This window comes from Amycolatopsis taiwanensis DSM 45107 (assembly GCF_000519205.1).
GTDB lineage: Bacteria > Actinomycetota > Actinomycetes > Mycobacteriales > Pseudonocardiaceae > Amycolatopsis_E > Amycolatopsis_E taiwanensis.
Genome location: NZ_KI912602.1, coordinates 158,380 through 176,401 on the forward strand (window position 1 = coordinate 158,380; position 18,022 = coordinate 176,401).

Here is an 18,022-nt window from a genome sequence, read left to right on the forward strand (position 1 = left end):
GCGCGAGTCCCACGTTCCCGACGCGCGAGTCCCACGTTCCCGACGCGCGAGTCCCACGTTCCCGACGCGCGAGTCCCACGTTCCCGTAGACGGGAACGTGGGACTCCGCGGCTAAAAGCCATGGCCGACGATGTAGCAAGCCTGCTACATCCCAGTACCATCCCAACGCGGCCATGCGCTGGCACCAGCGGTGGTACCATACGTTGATGGAGAAGACGACGATTTACCTGCCAGAAGATCTCAAGGCAGCGGTCAAGCGCGCTTCCCAGCAACGCGGGATCTCTGAGGCCGAGGTCATCCGAGAATCCATCCGGGCGGCGGTCGGTAAGGTCCGGCCACAGCCCCGGGGAGGCCTCTTCACCGGTACGGAACCGATCGCCCGGCACGCCGACGAACTCCTGGTCGGCTTCGGTGACCGGTGATCGTCGATACGAGCGCCCTACTAGCTTTTTTCGACCGCGCCGAACCCGACCACGAGCCCGTTTCCGAGGCCGTGGAGCAGACGAATGAGCCGCTCGTCGTCTCGCCGTTCGTCATCGCAGAACTCGACTATCTGGTCGCCACCCGCGTCGGGGTTGATGCCGAACTCGCCGTCCTGCGTGAAATGGCAGGCGGCGCATGGGAACTTCCCTTCTTCGGTCCACCCGAACTGGAACAGGCTGCCAGGATCGTGGAAAAGTATCGCGATCAAAACATTGGCGTAGCAGACGCGTCGAATGTGGTGCTCGCCGATCGTTACCACACCAGAACCATTCTGACCTTGGATCGCCGGCACTTCGACGTGTTGCAACCGGTCGGCGGCGGGCGGTTCGCAGTACTGCCGTGAACCCGCTGATCCGAAATCGTAGGTGAAGGAAGTAGCACCCGGCGAAACGGAACGGCATCGGATTCGTGGTGGTCGGTTGTGGTCAGGCGGCGATTCGAGGGCGACGCGGTAGCCCGGTGGTGCGAGTCGGCGGGTGTGGTTGTGTTTCTTGCGGTCGGTGGAGCCTGGGTGACGGGCGGGACGGGATGGTGTGTCGGCTGACAAAGGTTTGGCCGGTACCTTCGGATTTCTGAGAAATGATTTGACGTACCGGATGAACGGGTGATCCTCTGCGTGGGTGGTCAAGATGCACGCAGACGAAGCGGACATCAACTCGGATCTCCTGCGCCGGTTGCTGCGTGGCCAGTTCCCTCAGTGGGCGGACTTACCGATCGAGCGCCTCGCCTCCGGCGGGACCGTCAACGCCGTCTACCGACTCGGGGACACGTTGACGGTCCGGCTTCCCCTCACCTCGGCAGGCGCCCGCGCTCTGGGACCCGAGTGTCGGTGGCTCCCGAAACTCGCACCCGCACTGCCCGTCACGATCCCCACCGTGGTCGCCACCGGCGACCCTGCCGAGGGATACCCCTGGGCGTGGGCAGTGCACGAGTGGATCGACGGCGACACTCCGGTGGAAGGCCGCCTCGCGCGGCCGGATCAGTTGGCCAACGACCTGGCGGAGTTCGTCACGGCGATGCGTAAGGTCGGCCTGGACGGTGGCCCGAGCGCCTACCGCGGCGCCCCGCTGGACACCGTCGACCGGTATACCCGAACCGCAATCGAAGACCTGCGCCACACCGACGAGCCGTTTGATGCCGACGCGGCCACCGCGGCCTGGGAAGAAGCACTTGCCGCCCCAGCCTGGTCCTCGACCCCCTGCTGGGTTCACGCCGATCTGATGCCCAGCAACCTGCTCATCACCAAAAACAGGCTGACCGGAGTCCTCGACTTCGCCACCGTCGGGGTCGGCGACCCCGCCTGCGACCTCATCCCCGCCTGGAACCTGCTGCCGCCCGCTGCCCGAGAGATTTTCCACGACGCCGTGGACGTCGACGACGCCACCTGGATGCGTGGGCGCGGCTGGGCACTGTCGATGGCCGTCATCCAACTCCCGTACTACCGGACCACCAATCCGATCATCTCCGCCAATGCCCGCCACACCATCGACGAAATCCTCACCGCTCAAGACCGCTGATCCCACGCTCCAGTAGCGCATGTCCCGCCTTCCGATAGACCGGAACGTGGGACTCACACGACGGGAACGTGGAACTCACACGACCGGAACGCGGGACACGCGCGACCGGAACGCGGGACACGCGCGACCGGAACGCGGGACACGCGCGACCGGAACGCGGGACACGCGCGACCGGAACGGGGGACACGCGCGACGGGAACGTGGGACTCGCGTGGCGAGAGGCCGTGGCCGAAGATGTAGTAGGTCTGCTACATTCCATCGCAGGATCTCTACATTGGGGAGAAGGCCTATGACAACGCTGACCGGACCGCGGGGAGTGGCTCGGCAGGGGGAGCCGGTCGACGCCGTACTCGACGTACGGGACCTGCGCATGCGTTATGGCAGCAACGACGTGCTGGCCGGCGTCACGTTCACGGCCGGCCGCGGAGAGGTGCTGGCGCTGCTGGGGCCGAACGGGGCGGGCAAGACGACCACGATCGAAATCCTGGAAGGGTTCCGGATGCGTTCCGCCGGACAGGTGAGCGTGCTCGGCACCGACCCGGCGCGCGGCGACGAGGCGTGGCGGGCCAGGCTCGGCGTGGTCCTGCAGTCCTGGCGCGACCACGCGAAATGGCGCGTTGCGGAACTGATCGAGCATATCGGCACCTACTACCGGGACTACCGCGAGCCGTGGGACACCGGCGAGCTCATCGCGGCGGTCGGGCTGACCGAGCACGCGCGCAAGCGGGTCGGGCGGCTCTCCGGCGGGCAGCGGCGGCGGCTCGACGTGGCGATCGGCATCGTCGGGCGGCCCGACCTGCTCTTCCTCGACGAGCCGACCGTCGGGTTCGACCCGGAGGCGCGCCGCGAGTTCCACGACCTCGTACACCGGCTGTCCGACGACGAGGACACCACGATCCTGCTCACCACCCACGACCTCGACGAGGCCGAGAAGCTCAGCGACCGCATCCTCATCCTGGCCGGCGGCTCGATCATCGCCGACGGTTCTCCCGACCAGCTGTCGCGGGAAATGGCCAGCGAAGCGGAGGTCAAATGGACCCGCGACGGCCAGCGGTTCATCCACACCACGACCGAGGCGACCAAGTTCGTGCACGACCTGTTCCGCCAGTACGGCGACGAGATCGCCGATCTGGAGGTACGCCGCGGCGGCTTGGAGGACACGTACATGGCGCTGGTGCGCCGTTTCGAGGAGGCCCGATGAGCACCCTGCTGAACGTCGGCAAGGCCGGCCTGGCCCGCGGCCGGATCGAGTTGCGGCAGACCTTCACCAACGCGCAGGACCTGTGGGCGTACCTGTTCCCGGCCATAATCCTCACCGTCGTGATGGTGTTCATGCGGAACGCGACCGTGCCGGGGATGAACTTCTCGCTCAGCTCACGGACCTTGCCGAGTGTGCTGGGCATGAACATCGCCTTCGCCGGGCTGGTGAACGTGATGCAGACGTTGACCTCCGAGCGTGAGGACGGGACGCTGCTGAGGGCGAAGGCGATCCCGAACGGGATGGTCGGCTACCTCGTCGGGAAGATCGTGCAGGTTTCGGGGATGTCGCTGATCAGCTGCGCGCTGGTGCTGATTCCGGGGCTGTTCGTGACGAAGGAGCTCGATCTGGGCCCGGGCGCCTGGCTGACCCTGATCTGGGTGATCCTGCTCGGATTCCTGGCGACCATGCCGATCGGCGCGATCGCCGGTGCGCTGATCTCCAACCCCCGCGCGATCGGGTTGATCATGATGCCGGTCATGGGACTGGTCGCGATCTCGGGGATCTTCTACCCGAGCAGTGCCCTGCCGTCCTGGCTGCAGGTGATCGGGCAGGTGTTCCCGATCTACTGGCTCGGCCTGGGCATGCGGTCGGCGCTGCTGCCGGACGCCATGGCCGCGGCGGAGTTCGGGAATTCCTGGCGGCAGTTGGAGACGGTGGCGGTGCTGGGCATCTGGGCGGTCATCGGCCTGGCGGTGGCACCGATGCTGTTGCGTAGGATGGCCCGGCGCGAGTCCGGCTCGGCGGTGGCCGCGCGCCGCGAGAAGGCGATACAGCGAGTGCCGCGATGAGCGGCCCGGTGTCGGCAGGCGCTCCGTCACAATCAAGAGGGTCTCGGGGCTTGCCCCAAGTCGGGACGTGGGGGCCGAGCCTCCACCTGAAAGGGGGTCCGGGGGCTTGCCCCAGTCGGGGGCGTGGGGGCGGAGCCTCCACATAGCACGGTTGCGCGCAGACTCGCGGAGGGGCAGTGAGCGAAACGATCTACAACCGCATCGCGATGCTGCGGGCCGAACGCGGAATCTCGCGCCGACAGCTCGCCGAGGCGCTCGGGGTGCACTACCAGACCATCGGGTATCTGGAACGCGGTGAGTACAGCCCGAGCCTGCACCTCGCCTTGCGGATAGCGCAGTACTTCGAGGTCAACGTGGAGGTGGTCTTTTCCACCGCCCCCTTCCCGCGCCTGGGAGAACGCTCGGCTTAGGGGTATCTGGACCAGTCTTCAAGACCGGTGTACGAGCCATTCGCCGCCGCGACGGGTCAACAGGTACGCGATGGCGCCGACCGCCGCGAGCAGCAGCACCGCGAGGCCGAGGGTGTAGGCCAGTCCGGTGTAGGTGACGAGCACGCCGCCGATGAGCGCACCCACGAACAGCGCCGCGACCGAGGTGGCCCGCCGCCCGGCCCGGCCCTGGCCACCGAGAAGGGGCTCGCTCAGCAGGCCGGTCAGCGTCGAGGTGATCACCGTCGTGTTCAGATCGGGCACGGCGAGCCGGCGCACCAGCGCGTTCTGCAGGCCCATGGCGAGTCCCAACGGAACAATCGGGGCGTACACATTGGACAAATAGAGGACGAGGACCAGAGCCACCGCGGCGAGCGTGCCCTCGATGGCCGCGCCCAGCGTGAGCAACCGGCCGCGGTCGCCCCGCAGCCACCGGCCGAGGATTGCGCCCACGGCGAAGGACACGAGCCCGATCAGTGGACTCAATACCGGCAACGCCGCCGCGCCGCCGAGGGCGAACCCGAGCAGCACCACGTTCCCGGTCTGGTTGGCGACGAACACGGTGCCCAGCCCGAGGAAGCTCGTCGCGTCCACCAGGCCCGTGACGAGCGTCAGCACCACCAGCAGGTGCGGCAGTGGCCCGTGGCGTCTCTGGTTCACGACCTCCCAGCATAGAAGCAGAGCGTGACCTCGCGAGATGCCTTACGCGATTGTCGAATGTGGACGAAGCGGACCAGACCGCCCAGAACAGGCGACCAGTCGTTCCCGGACCCCTTTTGGTTACTCACCCCGTTCACATGGAGAATGCACAGGCGGACCTTGAGCAGGGAGTGATCAGTGACAGGCGTTCAGCCGATCGAGCGAAGGATCGCCGAGGAACTCGGCGTACGCGAGGGGCAGGTCAAGGCGGCCGTGGACCTCCTCGACGGCGGGTCGACGGTTCCCTTCATCGCGCGCTACCGCAAAGAAGTCACCGGCATGCTCGACGACGCGCAGTTGCGCACGCTCGAGGATCGCCTGCGCTACTTGCGCGAACTCGACGAACGCCGCGGGGCGATCCTCGAGTCGATCTCCGGCCAGGGCAAGCTCACCGATGAGCTGAAGGCCCAGATCATGGCGGCGGAGACCAAGTCCCGCCTGGAAGACATCTACCTGCCTTACAAGCCGAAGCGCCGCACCAAGGCGCAGATCGCGCGCGAAGCGGGTCTGGAGCCGCTCGCCGACGGCCTGCTCGGCGATCCGGGCACCGAACCGCTGGCCGCCGCGGCGGTGTTCGTCGATCCGGAGAAGGGCGTGGCCGACGCGCAGGCCGCGCTCGACGGAGCGCGGGCCATTCTCGTCGAGCGCTTCGGTGAGGACGCCGACCTGATCGGCGAGCTGCGCGAGAAGATGTGGTCACAGGGCCGCCTGAGCTCGAAGGTCCGCAGCGGCAAGGAGACCGAGGGCGCGAAGTTCGCCGACTACTTCGACTTCTCCGAGCCGTTGACGAAGATGCCCTCGCACCGGGTGCTCGCGTTGTTCCGTGGTGAGAAGGAGGAAGTCCTCGACCTCACCATCGAGGCGGAGGAGCCCGGTGACGAGCCCCGCGTCGGCCCCGGCGAGTACGAGCAGCGGATCGCGCAGCAGTTCGGCATCGCCGACCAGGGCCGCCCGGCCGACAAGTGGCTGCTCGACACGGTCCGCTGGGCCTGGCGCACCAAGATCCTGCTGCACCTGGGCATCGACCTGCGGTTGCGGCTGCGGCAGGCGGCCGAGGACGACGCGGTGGCCGTGTTCGCCGCCAACCTGCGTGACCTGCTGCTGGCCGCCCCCGCCGGCACCCGCGCCACGATGGGGCTCGACCCGGGTTACCGCACCGGCGTCAAGGTCGCCGTGGTGGACGCGACCGGCAAGGTGGTGGCCACGCACACGATCTACCCGCACCAGCCGCAGAACCGCTGGGACGCCTCGATCGCCGAGCTCGCGAAGCTGGCCGCCGAGCATCGGGTCGAGCTGATCGCGATCGGCAACGGCACCGCGTCCCGCGAGACCGACAAGCTGGCCGTCGAACTGATCAAGAAGCATCCCGAGCTGAAGCTGACCAAGGCGATGGTGTCCGAGGCCGGGGCGTCGGTGTATTCGGCTTCGGCCTTCGCCTCCCAGGAGCTGCCCGAACTGGACGTGTCGCTGCGCGGTGCGGTGTCGATCGCCCGCCGGCTGCAGGACCCGCTGGCGGAACTGGTGAAGATCGACCCGAAGTCGATCGGGGTCGGGCAGTACCAGCACGACGTGTCCGAGGTGTCACTGTCCCGCTCGCTCGACGCCGTGGTCGAGGACTGTGTGAACGCCGTCGGGGTCGACGTCAACACCGCGTCCGCCCCGCTGCTGACCCGGGTTTCCGGCATCACCGCCGGGCTGGCGGAGAACATCGTCAGCCACCGCGACCAGCACGGCCCGTTCTCCTCCCGCGAGGTCCTCAAGCAGGTGCCCCGTCTCGGCCCGAAGGCGTTCGAACAGTGCGCGGGCTTCTTGCGTATTCGTGGCGGGGACGACCCGCTCGACTCCTCCAGCGTGCACCCCGAGGCATATCCGGTGGTGCGGCGCATCTCCTCGGCCACGGGCAAGGACCTGCGCGAGCTGATCGGCAACTCCCCCGTGCTCAAGACCGTCCGGCCGCAGGAGTTCGTGGACGACACCTTCGGTCTGCCTACGGTCACCGACATCCTTGCCGAGTTGGAGAAGCCGGGCCGTGACCCACGCCCGGCGTTCAAGACCGCGACCTTCGCCGAAGGGGTCGAGAAGCTCGCGGACCTGAAGCCGGGGATGCGGCTGGAGGGCGTGGTCACCAACGTCGCCGCGTTCGGCGCGTTCGTCGATGTCGGCGTGCACCAGGACGGGCTCGTGCACGTTTCGGCGATGTCGAAGAACTTCGTCAAGGACCCGCGTGACGTGGTCAAGCCGGGCGACATCGTCAAGGTCAAGGTGCTCGAGGTGGACATCCCGCGCAAACGGATCTCGCTGACGCTGCGCCTGGACGACGAGGCCACCCCCGGCAAGCCACCAGCCTCCTCCGGCGGGGGACGCCAGCAGGGCCAGCGCAAGGGCGGTGGCCAGGGACGCCGGCGCGACTCCGCCTCCACTGGTGGCGGCGCACTCGCCGACGCCCTGCGGCGCGCGGGTTACGGTCGCTGAAGCGCCCGGAGTGGACAGGTGAGCCCGGTGGCGTGGCGGAAGTGGTACGGCCCATCATCGCCGGGGTGCTACCGCCGGTCTTCCGGCGGCCAGTTTGACCATGATCGGGGTCGGAGGCCATCCTGGTTTCCATCAGTCGCGGGGAGGAATCGATGAGTACCTTCGTCGTGGTCGGCGGTGCCGGTCGGACCGGTCGCCGGATCACCGATCGGCTCGCCAAGGGCGGCCACCGCGTCATCGTGGCCAGCCGCCGCCCCGAGGGTGACGAGACCGCCGAACTCGATCTGGCCGGCAGCGTGGATGCGGCCGTGTTCACCGGTGCGGACGGCATCGTGGTCGCCATCGAGCCGCCCCGGGACCCGGCCGAAGCCGAAACGGTGATGCACCACGGCATCGCCCGGATCGCGGCCATCGCGGCCCGGGAGGACATCCCGGTGGTGCTCGTTTCGCAGATCTACCTGACCCGCCCGGCGGAGCATCCGGAAATGGCCGAGCGCATCGAGGCTCGTGCCCGCGGCGAGCAGGCGTTGCGGGCCAGCGGCGCGCAGTACACGATCGTCCGGCCGAGCTGGTTGCACGACCTGCCCGCCGACGGCGTGCGGGTCGAGCAGGGCGACACCGGGGAGGGCCGGATCAGCCGTGACGCGGTCGCCGACGCGGTGGTGGCCGCGCTGTTCGATCCGTCGGCCTCGGGTAAGACCTTCGAGCTCTACGACGACGCCGAGTCGACCGAGCCGGACTGGTCGACCTTGTTCGCGGCGCTGTCCCCCGACCCCGAGGCCTGACCACCACGCGGCGCGCGCCAGCTTGCGCGCCTTGTCCTGATCAGACGTTTCGCCCCTGGTCCGGCGACCGAAAGATCGCCGGACCAAGATCCGCCCACCCTCATGTCCGGCGTAGACAAATTCGCCGCCGGAGTACGGCGACGTAATTGCGATTGTGCCGTCGGAAGCGTCTCAAAAACGTCTAATATCGGTTCGGGTGACAGCTGATCAGAAATGCGCCCGAGTGATGCCTTCGTGACGCCAACTGCCGACCATGTTCACGTCCGGACAACGGTATCTGGACGCGAACCGAGCAAACCTTACGGAGGTTCGTATGAACCGTGCGCTTGCGGATCTGAGTGCCCAGGAAACCGACCTGCTGCCGGCGCGTCTCACGCTGGGCGGCTTTTTCCCGGGTTGGGGCGACATGACCAATGTCTTCGCGAACAATTTTGCAGTCGGGTCGGCTCAGCCGGACTGGGACGGCTTGGGTGATTGGGACACCGGGTCAGCCGCGAGCGCCGTCGCCGTCCAGAGAATCAACGTGGTGGGCCCAGTCCGCTGATAACCGATATCGCTTGCGGGCAGCGTTCAGTTTCCCGCAAGCGGCTCCGTCTATTTGGCCCGCATCCATCTCTGCCTGACTGTAGGACTTTTTCCTACGCTTTACGTGATGCGTGTGTGACGCGACGTTCCGATGATGTTTCAGGTCCGGACAACCATATCCGAACCCAAACCGAGAAAACCTTACGGAGATTCATATGAACCACATTCTCGCGGAGTTGGCGACCCAAGACGCCGACCTGCTGCCGACGCGTCTTACCCTGGGCACTTTCGACGGCGGCGTTTTCCCCGGGTTCGGTGAAATGATCAATGTCCACGCAACGAACCTTGCCATCGGGACGGCCGGGCCGGCCATCGCCATCCAGAACATCAACGTGGGCTAGGCTTTTGTTCCATTCCGTCCGTTCCGGTAACTGGCAGCCGTTCGCGGGCAGCGTTGGGCTGGCCGCGAACGGCTGCGCCACCTTTCACCAGGTTGACCGGCTTTGCCTCATCGTAGGCCGGTGACCTGCTCGTTCCGAAACTCGCTCGCGGGCAGGGTTCGACTGCCCACGAGCGGCTGCTGTACGCCCTAAAACTTCCAATATCGTGTCGAGCGACCAGCAACCGGAAAATGCGACCGAGTGATGCCTTCGTAACGCAGGCTGTCGACCATTGACTTAGCACCCGGATAACAGTATCCAGATTGACGAAAAAGACTTACGGAGATTCATATGGACCGCACCCTCGCCGATCTGGCGGCCCAGGAAGCCGAACTGCTGCCGACGCGTATTACGCTGTGGAGTTACGGGAATCAGCCCTATTACGGCCCGTTCGGTGTCGTTCTCTTTCCCCTTCCCCACTGCAGCAATGTCCACACGCTTGACCTTGGGATCGGGTCGGGCGGGCCGGAGCCTGCCATCCAGAGCATCCACGTGCGCTGACAATTTCCGCTGCAGTCACCCACACCCGCGCGGGCAGTCCTCGGCTGCCCGCGCGCCGCTGTCTGCGCGAGCCGCGCCGCGCCGAGCCCGGTGAGCCTGGCGCTGTTCGAGGGTCTGCCCTGCGCCGGTCACGGTCGGTGACCGGGTGCGCGCCGAGTGAGCCGAGTCAGATATGCGTCTCAGAACAGCGGACCTTGTTCGCTAGTGGAAGCGGTCGGACTACGTCAGCGTGATGATTTTGTGACGCAACGTGCCGACCATGCTGTACGGCCGGATAACAATATCCGGTAACCGGACAAATCCTTACGGAGGTTCAATGAACCACGCCCTCGCGGAGCTGACGGCCCAGGAAGCCGACCTGCTGCCGGCGCGCCTTACGCTGTGCCCTTTCATGCGTCCGATGGACACTTTTTTGACCCAGCCCGTCACTGAAACGAGCACTGAAACGAGCGCTGAAACGAGTACAAGTACTGTCGACGCAACCAACCTTGCGATGGGGAACGGGGCCGCCGCCACTCAGACCATCGACGTGCAGCAACTTCCAATGCGATAACCCGAGCGCGCTCGCGGGCAGCGCCTGCGCTGCCCGCGAGCGGGGACGCACCGTCCGAACCCACAACGAAATTGATGGTCGAATCGGCCGGGCGTGCCGTTACCATGCAGAATATCAACCTGCGCTGACAATTTCCACCGCGGTAACCCGCATTCGCTCGCTGGCGGCATTCACCTGCTACGCTCGCGTGACGCACTGGTGACGCGGCCTGCGGACCATCTTTGACGCCCGGATAACGATATCCGGGGTAAACGAACAAAACCTTATGGAGCTCATATGGACCACGTCCTCGCGGACCTGGCGATCCAGGAAGCCGACCTGCTGCCGGCGCGCCTTACGCTGGCCACTATCAATGACAGCTTTTTCTCCGAGCTTAATAACATGGTCAATGTCCACGCGACCAACATGGCGATCGGGCAGACCCAGCAGCCTAGCGGATTCCCGTTGGAATTCGAGCATCCCGGGCAGACAATCGCGGTGCAGAATATCAGGGTGCACTAACAGTTTCCACTGCGGTAACCCGAACCCGCTCGCGGGCAGCCCTCAACTGTCCGCGAGCGGCCGCGCACCGCCCGAACCCGGAACTCACCCGCTCCAAGCCAGAAGTCGCGCGCTCTAACCCGGAACTCACCCGCTCCAAGCCGGAAGTCATCCGCCCGAAGCCGGAACTCACGCGCCCTAACCCGGGACACGCCCGGGCGCGGACCGGATCACCTTGCCGGGGTTGAGGATTCCTCGGGGGTCGAATGCCTGCTTCACCGCCTGGTGCACGGACACCCCGACCTCGCCCAGTTCGGTCTCCAGCCAGGACCGTTTGAGCGTGCCGACGCCGTGCTCCCCGCTGATCGTTCCACCCAGCCGTAGCCCGAGCGCCATGACCGCGCTGAACGCGGCCTGCCCACGCCGGACCGAGTCCGGATCAGCGGCGTCGAAGACGACGTTGGGATGGATGTTGCCGTCGCCGGCATGCCCGCAACACGGGATCAGCACTTCGTGTTCGGCCGCGATCGCCGCGATGCCCTCGATGAGTTCGGCAAGGCGCGAGCGCGGCACGCACACGTCGTCGACGAGCCGGGAGCCGAGCCGTTCCATCGCGACACCGACCAGGCGCCGGGCCTCGATCAGCAGGTCGGCCTCGGCCTGGTCGGAGGCGACGATGACCTCCGTCGCGCCGCACTCGCGCGCGGCGTCGGCAAACGCTTGCAGGTCCTCAGGCGCGGCCGCGCCACGGTCCGACTGGGCGATCAGCACGGCCCCGACGTCCTCCGGGAAGCCCAGGTCACGATAGGCGGAAACGGCATCCACGCTGGGTTTGTCCATGAATTCCAGCACCGAGGGCCGGCGCCCGCCACGCAGGTACTCGGTGACCGCCGTGCATGCCGCCGCGGACGTGGTGAAGAAGGCGATGGCGGTCAGCGGCTTCTCGGCGAGTGGACGCAGCGCGACGGTCACTTCGGTGATCACCCCGAGCGTGCCCTCCGAGCCGGTGAACAAGCGCGCCAGGTCGTAGCCCGCGACGCCCTTGACCGTGCGGTGGCCGGTGCGCAGCACCCGCCCGTCGGCGAGCACGACTTCGAGCGCGCGCACGAAATCGCTGGTGACCCCGTACTTCACGCAGCACAGCCCGCCCGCGTTGGTGGCCACGTTTCCGCCGATGGTCGACGACTCCCACGACCCGGGGTCGGGCGGGTAGAACAGGCCCTGGTCGGCCACGGCCCGGGACAGCACCGAGTTGATCACGCCGGGTTGCACGGTGGCGGTCTGGTTGATCTCGTCGACGTCGAGGATCTGGTCCATCCGCTCCAGTGAGAGCAGGATCGCGCCGTCGACCGCGTTCGCGCCACCGGCCAGGCCGGTGCGCGCACCCTGCGGTACCACCGGAATCCGGTGCTCGTGAGCGAACCGGAGCACCTTCACGACATCGTCGGTGTGCCGGGGCCGGGCGAGCGCGGCGGGCTTTCCGGCCTCGCAGAAGCCCGCCTGGTCGTACCGGTACGCCGCCAGGACGTCCGGCTCGGTCGTGATGAACTCCCCGTCGAGCTCGTCGATCTTTGACTCCACGACCTCACCGTAGCCGAGCAGCAGGGCGAAAAGCCCTGCACGTGGGCGGGGAAACAGGCCGCGCCGTGATCAACCGGCAGCCGAGGAGCGGATACCCGGACACGTTCTGAACACACTGCCGCTACGGCGGCGCCGGACTTGCTAGCCGGCGACGGGTTCGCTACTCGTCTCTCGCCCGTTTCCCGACGTGCCGGCCTCGGATACGTTCTCGTTGCGCGGTTCCGGGACCTGGAAGGGTTCGGACAGCAGCGGGGCCGCCTCGCTCAGCAGTTTGAAGGTGGCCTGCAACCCCTCGGCGGTGCGCCGTCGCAGCTCGTCCATGACGTCGGCCTTGGCCTGTGCCTCATCCATCAACTGCTTCGCCGCGTCGGTCGCTTCCGCGATCAGCCGGTCGGCCTCCTGCTTGGCGTGGCGCTCGCGCTCGGCGATGTCCTGGAGTGCCTTGGCCCGGCGGGCGGCCATGACCTGGGCGAAGTCGTTCTCGATCTGCTCGCGCCGGCGGGCCGCCTGCTCCTCCTGCTTGCGGCGGTTCTGCGCGGCCTGCTTGGCCATCACGTCGACCTCGGCGCGAGTGCGAGCCATCAGCTGGTCGTGCTCGGCGGCCAGCTCCCGGCGCCGCTCGTCCAGCTCGGTGACCATCCGCTCGTGCCGTTCCCGCAGGCGGCGGCCCGCCTGCTCGGCCGCGGCCCAGCTGCGCTCGGCGGCGGCCCTGGCCCGCTCGGTGATCTCGGCGGCCTCGTCCTCGGCGAGTTCGACCATCCGGAGCAGCCGCTCGCTCAGCCCGTCCGGCTCGATCGGAGTGCGGGAGACGCGGTCGACCTTCTCGCGCAGCCGGTCGTTCTCGCTGCGCAGTTCCTCCAACTGGCGGGCGAGGTCCTCGGCGTTGGCGGCGGCGGCGTCCCGATCGGAGATCAGCAGGCGCAGCTCGGACTCGATGCCGAGCACGTACTCGCGAACCTGGCGGGTGTCGTAGCCGCGCCAGGCCCGGTCGAAGTCGGTCCGGAGCGGAACGAGGTCTTCACGAGCATCCACCGCCACCATCCTCAGCACCTCCGTATGGTTTCCGGCGGCCTGCGCATCAACCGGAGCACCGGCGGGCCCCGGCACCCGGCCGTCACCCGACTCGCGCATGCGCCTCTCCACGAGACAGTCCTATGTGGACCTTCTTGCGAAAGTCCGCTCACGGCAAGCATCCTCTACTTCACCGCTCGCCGTCTACCAGCATCGCCTGTTGCACGTAATTTCTCAGTGTGACATTGCTGGCGGCGTCCTGCAGTCCACCTGTCAGCATCCCCCGCCACGGCCCGGCGAGCATCACCCTCGTCAGGCCATTCCCGAGCCGGATCCCCATTACGGACTTCGGCAGGAACCCCCGGGTGCCGAACGGCATCGGTTTCTGGTTGCGGTTCACATAATCCCGCAGCACCGTCTCGTAACCGGCGAACGCCCGGCGATGATCACCGTCCGCGATGGCCAGTTCACCCGCGAGCACATAGGCGGCGACTATCGCCATGCTCGTTCCCATGCCGACGGAACCGCCGAAGACGGAGTCGCCGAGCAGCACCACCCGCCCCCGCGTCCAGCCCGGTACCCGCACCATGCCGCCGCGGTCGAAGAAGAAGTCCGGGGTGGACCACATGGCGTCGAGCATCCGGGGCACCTCCCAGCCTTCGCCCGCGAAGGTGTCGGCGACGAAACGCTTCTGCCATCCGATGTCATGGCGGTCGTAGTCCACGCGCGGCCCGCCGAAGAACAGCATTCCCCGCGCGTCACCCTCTCGTACCGGGTACAGACCCGCCCGCTTGCGTCCGGGCATGACGTACATGCGCTGCCAGCCATCGCCGTAGGGCACGCCGGGTACCGGGAAGATGACCTTGTACATGCCGTCGTCGCGGACGAACTCGTCTTCCGGGCCGAACGCCAGCCGCCGCACCCGCGAGTGCACGCCGTCGGCGCCCACCACCAGGTCGAACCGGCGGGACGTGCCGCTTTCGAAACGGACCTCGACACCGTCGTCGTGCTGGGTCAGTTCGGCGATGGAGTCGCCCCACAGGTACTCGACGCCGTCGCTCGCGGCCTCGTAGAGGAGGCGTGCCAGATCTCCGCGCAGGATCTCGAGCTCGGCGATGATGCCGCCCGAGTCCCCGGACAGTTCCTGGCCCCAGCTGTACAGGCGACGGTTCGACTCGTCCACGCCCGCCAGGCCCACCACGCCGGTGTGCCGCACGCGGACGGCGTCGGCCAGGCCCATCCACTCGATCACGTCACGGGCCGATCCCCGCAGGTCGACGGCCTGACCGCCGGGCCGGAGCGCGGGCGCGCGCTCCACGACGGTCGGGGTGAATCCGTAGCGCCGAAGCCAGTACGCGAGAGCCGGTCCGGCGATGCCGGCACCGGAGATCAAAATGTCCATGCTGCTTCCTCCACGAGGGCGCGCTCCCCGGCCACCCTGCTTGCCGCGACTCGATACAACAACTGTCACGCGTACAACGTACATACACTGAAATAGCAGGTAAAGTTTCCTAGTGCACTGGCTAAGTGCACTAGAGCGCTGGAGAGGACGGGCAATGGAACACCCCTACGCCGCGATCGTGACGGAGATCCGGCGGCGCATCACCTCGGGCGAACTGCGGCCCGGCGACCGCGTACCGTCGACCCGGCAGATCACCCGGGACTGGGGTGTGGCGATGGCGACCGCCACCAAGGTCCTCACCACGCTGCGACAGCAGGGCCTGGTCGAGTCGGTGCGGGGCGTGGGAACCGTGGTCGCCGCGAGCGTGCCCGCGGGGAAACGCCGCGAGCCGCAGGGTGAACTGACCCGCGAGCGGATAGCGCGGGCCGCCATCGAGATCGCCGACGTCGAAGGACTGGACGCGGTGTCGATGCGCCGGATCGCCACCGAACTCGGCACCGCGACCATGTCGCTCTACCGGCATGTGCCGGGCAAGGACGACCTCGTGGTGCTCATGGCGGACACCGCGCTGAGCGAGGAACTCCTGCCGGAAGATCCGCCGTCCGGCTGGCGGGCACAGCTCGAACTCTCGTCACGGTTGCAGTGGCGGCTCTACCGCAAGCACCCCTGGGCCGCCGGGGTCGTGTCCCTGACCCGGCCGCAGCGGCTGAGCAAGGCCGTTGCCCACACCGAATGGTCGCTGCGCGCGCTGGCCGGGCTCGAACCTCGGCTGCGGATCGTGGCCTACCTCGCGGTGTTCGGCTTCGTCCGGGGCATGGCGGAAAACCTCGAAGCCGAGGCCGCGGCCCAGCGAGACACCGGGCTGTCGCCCGACGAATGGATCCGGTCCCAGGAACAGTGGATGCGGTCCATCGTGGACAGCGGCGACTTCCCCGCCCTGGTCGAGGCCTTCGACCACGACGTCGACGTCGACCTCGACACGCTTTTCGAATTCGGACTGGGCCGTCTGCTGGACGGCCTTGCCGTGCTGCTGGACTAGAGCGAGTCTCAAAGTCCGTGTTTCCGCCCGAGGTGACCACGGGCGCGCGCCGGAGGCCTCGGATTCGGGGAGGCAGGCCGCCAACCCGAAGAAAGCAAGGGCCACGCGGGAGTCACGGTCTGGCTACCCAAATCCGATCGCGGTTAGAAAACACTGCCCAACGCGGTTCGCCGGACGATGGTTCGGACAGCCCGGTGACCGCGGAGTTGATCAACACGTAACCTTGACGGGTGACCGGGGAAAGAGCTGCCGACGAAACACCGGAAGACCGCGAGACGCCCGCTCCGGACGAGCAGTCGAACGCGCCTGCCGAAAAAAAACCGTTCCAGGACAGCACTTCGGCGACCGATGCCGACCCGGCGACGCCGGAAACCAGTGAACCGGTAACAAATGTGCCCGCGGACAACGATGCAGTGACCGACGGCGCCGCAACGGACACATCACCGGTCGAGCCGTCGCTTACCGACGAGTCAATCGCCGAGAAGGAGCCCCCTGCAAATGCTGCCGCGACGGAGCCATCGGTGACCGCGCCACCGGCCACGGACGCTCCGGCACCCACCACCGAGCAGGACCGGCTGATCGCCGACCGGTACCGGATCGTGCGACGGATCGGCGCCGGCGCGATGGGCGTGGTGTACCTCGGACACGACCAGGTGCTGGACCGAACCGTTGCGCTGAAAGAACTCCTGCTGTCGCCCACGTTCAGCAAGGACGAGGCCGAGCACGCGCGGAAACGCTCGTTCCGTGAGGCCCGCCTCTCCGCCCGGCTGCAACACCGGCACGCCATTACGGTCTTCAACGTCGTCGAGGACGACGGCAAACCCGTGCTGGTGATGGAATATCTCGCCTCGAAGAGCCTCGCCGAGACGCTGGCCGAGCAGCGCAGCCTGCCGCCGGAGCAGGTCGCGCGAATCGGCGCGGAAGCCGCCTCCGCCCTCGCCGCGGCGCACGAGGCCGGCATCGTGCACCGCGACGTGAAACCGGGCAACATCCTGATCGGTGAGAACGGGTGCACGAAGATCACCGACTTCGGGATTTCCCGCGCGACCGACGACGGAACCCTCACCGGCAGTGGCCACTTCGCCGGCACTCCCGCGTTCCTGGCCCCCGAGGCCGCCCGCGGCGAACAGCCGAGCCAGGCCGCCGACGTCTTCTCTCTCGGCGCCACCTTGTACACGGCGGTCGAAGGCCGTTTCCCTTATGGGCAAATCGAAAACCAGATGGCCCTGCTGTACGCGGCGGCCGCGGGCCGGTACACGCCACCGAGCCAGGCCGGGCCGCTGACCGGTGTGCTGACCCGCATGATGGCCCTCGACCCTGCCGAGCGGCCGACCATGGCCGAAGCCGCGCGCGAACTGGCCGGCGTGCTGACCCCGGAACCGCCACCGCGGCGGTCGCGGCGGAAGCTGTTCGCCGGACTCTCGCTGGTCGTCGTGGTCGCGGCCGCCGTGACGGCGGCGCTGATCCTGCTGCCGGGCACGAAGAATCAGAACGCCGCTCCCCCGGCGGACTCCCCGTCCATGACCGCGACGGCGCCGCCCAGCGAACTCAGCGTCTCGCCATCCGCCCCACCGACGTCCACCCACACGACAGTCACGACCACGACCGTCACCACGGCTCCCCCGGCCAGTTCATCGGCAGGCTCGCTCGTCGACGCGGTGGCCGAGTACTACCCGCTGCTGAACGGCAACCTGGACGCCGCCTGGGCCAGGCTCGGCCCCGACCTGCAAAAAGTCGGCAGGAGCGGGTACGCGAGATACTGGAGTGACAAGACCGCCGTGGCAGTGGTCGGCACGCCCGAGCAGATCGGGCAGAACACCGTCAAGGTGACCATCCAGTACAACTGGAACGGCTCGCGCGTGCAGGAGACCCACACCCTCGGCATGATCGTCGTCGACGGGAAGCCGCTGATCAACACAGACCCGGGCGTGCCGCACACCACAGTCGGCTGAGAGCCGGCGGCAGTGATCGTGTTCGTTCCGTGTGGTGGTCGTCCCTACCATGCCGGTCTGGCTCACTCGAAGCCGGCATTTCGACCTAATGTGAACGGAATCACG

At 67.4% G+C, this 18,022-nt stretch carries 19 protein-coding genes; 15 read left to right on the forward strand and 4 right to left on the reverse strand.

The features are described 5' to 3' along the window. Positions 1-206: 206 nt before the first annotated feature. The 6 genes from A3CU_RS0142255 to A3CU_RS0142280 all read left to right on the forward strand — a co-directional run bounded on the left by A3CU_RS0142255 (position 207) and on the right by A3CU_RS0142280 (position 4,459). Entirely contained in the window at positions 207-422 is a 216-nt protein-coding gene (locus A3CU_RS0142255) for a ribbon-helix-helix domain-containing protein (protein ID WP_027947322.1), read from the forward strand. Further along, positions 419-826: a PIN domain-containing protein gene (locus tag A3CU_RS0142260; RefSeq protein WP_027947323.1), complete on the forward strand. Its 408-nt coding sequence runs from the start codon at positions 419-421 to the stop codon at positions 824-826. Before A3CU_RS0142255 ends, A3CU_RS0142260 begins: the two co-directional genes overlap by 4 nt. Positions 827-1,112: 286 nt before the next feature. Continuing rightward, positions 1,113-2,000, forward strand: coding sequence for an aminoglycoside phosphotransferase family protein (locus A3CU_RS0142265; protein WP_425388326.1), 888 nt, complete (start codon positions 1,113-1,115; stop codon positions 1,998-2,000). Positions 2,001-2,370: 370 nt separating this feature from the next. Beyond that, positions 2,371-3,201: an ABC transporter ATP-binding protein gene (locus tag A3CU_RS0142270; protein WP_084144254.1), complete on the forward strand. Its 831-nt coding sequence runs from the start codon at positions 2,371-2,373 to the stop codon at positions 3,199-3,201. Further along, positions 3,198-4,049: an ABC transporter permease gene (locus A3CU_RS0142275; protein WP_027947326.1), complete on the forward strand. Its 852-nt coding sequence runs from the start codon at positions 3,198-3,200 to the stop codon at positions 4,047-4,049. The genes A3CU_RS0142270 and A3CU_RS0142275 overlap by 4 nt, the downstream gene beginning before the upstream one ends. 176 nt (positions 4,050-4,225) lie before the next feature. Further along, positions 4,226-4,459, forward strand: a complete 234-nt coding sequence (locus A3CU_RS0142280; RefSeq protein WP_027947327.1) for a helix-turn-helix transcriptional regulator — start codon at positions 4,226-4,228, stop codon at positions 4,457-4,459. A gap of 18 nt (positions 4,460-4,477) precedes the next feature. On the opposite strand, the gene A3CU_RS0142285 is transcribed toward A3CU_RS0142280, so the two are convergent. After that, positions 4,478-5,137 carry a YoaK family protein gene (locus A3CU_RS0142285; RefSeq protein ID WP_211246649.1) on the reverse strand — a complete coding sequence of 220 codons (660 nt, stop codon included), beginning with the start codon at positions 5,135-5,137 and terminating at the stop codon, positions 4,478-4,480. 177 nt (positions 5,138-5,314) lie between these two features. Here A3CU_RS0142285 and A3CU_RS0142290 point away from each other — a divergent pair, with 177 nt between their 5' ends. The 7 genes from A3CU_RS0142290 to A3CU_RS0142320 all read left to right on the forward strand — a co-directional run bounded on the left by A3CU_RS0142290 (position 5,315) and on the right by A3CU_RS0142320 (position 10,953). Then, positions 5,315-7,648 (forward strand): Tex family protein, encoded by a 2,334-nt coding sequence (locus A3CU_RS0142290; RefSeq protein ID WP_027947329.1) that lies wholly within the window; start codon positions 5,315-5,317, stop codon positions 7,646-7,648. Between the two features lie 152 nt (positions 7,649-7,800). Then, positions 7,801-8,433 carry an NAD(P)H-binding protein gene (locus tag A3CU_RS50505; protein ID WP_052373163.1) on the forward strand — a complete coding sequence of 211 codons (633 nt, stop codon included), beginning with the start codon at positions 7,801-7,803 and terminating at the stop codon, positions 8,431-8,433. Positions 8,434-8,746: 313 nt separating this feature from the next. Then, on the forward strand, positions 8,747-8,977 hold the full coding sequence (locus A3CU_RS0142300) for a hypothetical protein (RefSeq protein WP_027947330.1): 231 nt from the start codon (positions 8,747-8,749) through the stop codon (positions 8,975-8,977). Positions 8,978-9,173: 196 nt separating this feature from the next. Continuing rightward, on the forward strand, positions 9,174-9,359 hold the full coding sequence (locus tag A3CU_RS0142305) for a hypothetical protein (RefSeq protein WP_027947331.1): 186 nt from the start codon (positions 9,174-9,176) through the stop codon (positions 9,357-9,359). 330 nt (positions 9,360-9,689) lie between these two features. Then, on the forward strand, positions 9,690-9,899 hold the full coding sequence (locus A3CU_RS0142310) for a hypothetical protein (protein WP_027947332.1): 210 nt from the start codon (positions 9,690-9,692) through the stop codon (positions 9,897-9,899). 316 nt (positions 9,900-10,215) lie between these two features. Continuing rightward, positions 10,216-10,452, forward strand: coding sequence for a hypothetical protein (locus A3CU_RS0142315; RefSeq protein ID WP_027947333.1), 237 nt, complete (start codon positions 10,216-10,218; stop codon positions 10,450-10,452). Positions 10,453-10,728: 276 nt separating this feature from the next. Continuing rightward, entirely contained in the window at positions 10,729-10,953 is a 225-nt protein-coding gene (locus A3CU_RS0142320) for a hypothetical protein (RefSeq protein ID WP_027947334.1), read from the forward strand. Between the two features lie 177 nt (positions 10,954-11,130). Here A3CU_RS0142320 and A3CU_RS0142325 read toward each other — a convergent pair whose 3' ends face one another. The 3 genes from A3CU_RS0142325 to A3CU_RS0142335 form a co-directional block, all read right to left on the reverse strand. Beyond that, positions 11,131-12,513 carry an FAD-binding oxidoreductase gene (locus A3CU_RS0142325; RefSeq protein ID WP_052373164.1) on the reverse strand — a complete coding sequence of 461 codons (1,383 nt, stop codon included), beginning with the start codon at positions 12,511-12,513 and terminating at the stop codon, positions 11,131-11,133. Positions 12,514-12,654: 141 nt separating this feature from the next. Beyond that, complete coding sequence (locus A3CU_RS49470; RefSeq protein WP_052373166.1) at positions 12,655-13,644, reverse strand: coiled-coil domain-containing protein; 990 nt, start codon at positions 13,642-13,644, stop codon at positions 12,655-12,657. A 70-nt stretch (positions 13,645-13,714) separates the two neighbouring features. Beyond that, complete coding sequence (locus A3CU_RS0142335) at positions 13,715-14,926, reverse strand: FAD-dependent monooxygenase (protein ID WP_027947336.1); 1,212 nt, start codon at positions 14,924-14,926, stop codon at positions 13,715-13,717. A gap of 154 nt (positions 14,927-15,080) precedes the next feature. Here A3CU_RS0142335 and A3CU_RS0142340 point away from each other — a divergent pair, with 154 nt between their 5' ends. Together A3CU_RS0142340 and A3CU_RS49475 are read left to right on the forward strand one after the other, a co-directional pair. Continuing rightward, entirely contained in the window at positions 15,081-15,965 is an 885-nt protein-coding gene (locus tag A3CU_RS0142340) for a GntR family transcriptional regulator (RefSeq protein ID WP_027947337.1), read from the forward strand. Positions 15,966-16,195: 230 nt separating this feature from the next. Then, on the forward strand, positions 16,196-17,917 hold the full coding sequence (locus A3CU_RS49475; protein WP_245617565.1) for a serine/threonine-protein kinase: 1,722 nt from the start codon (positions 16,196-16,198) through the stop codon (positions 17,915-17,917). Positions 17,918-18,022: the final 105 nt, after the last annotated feature.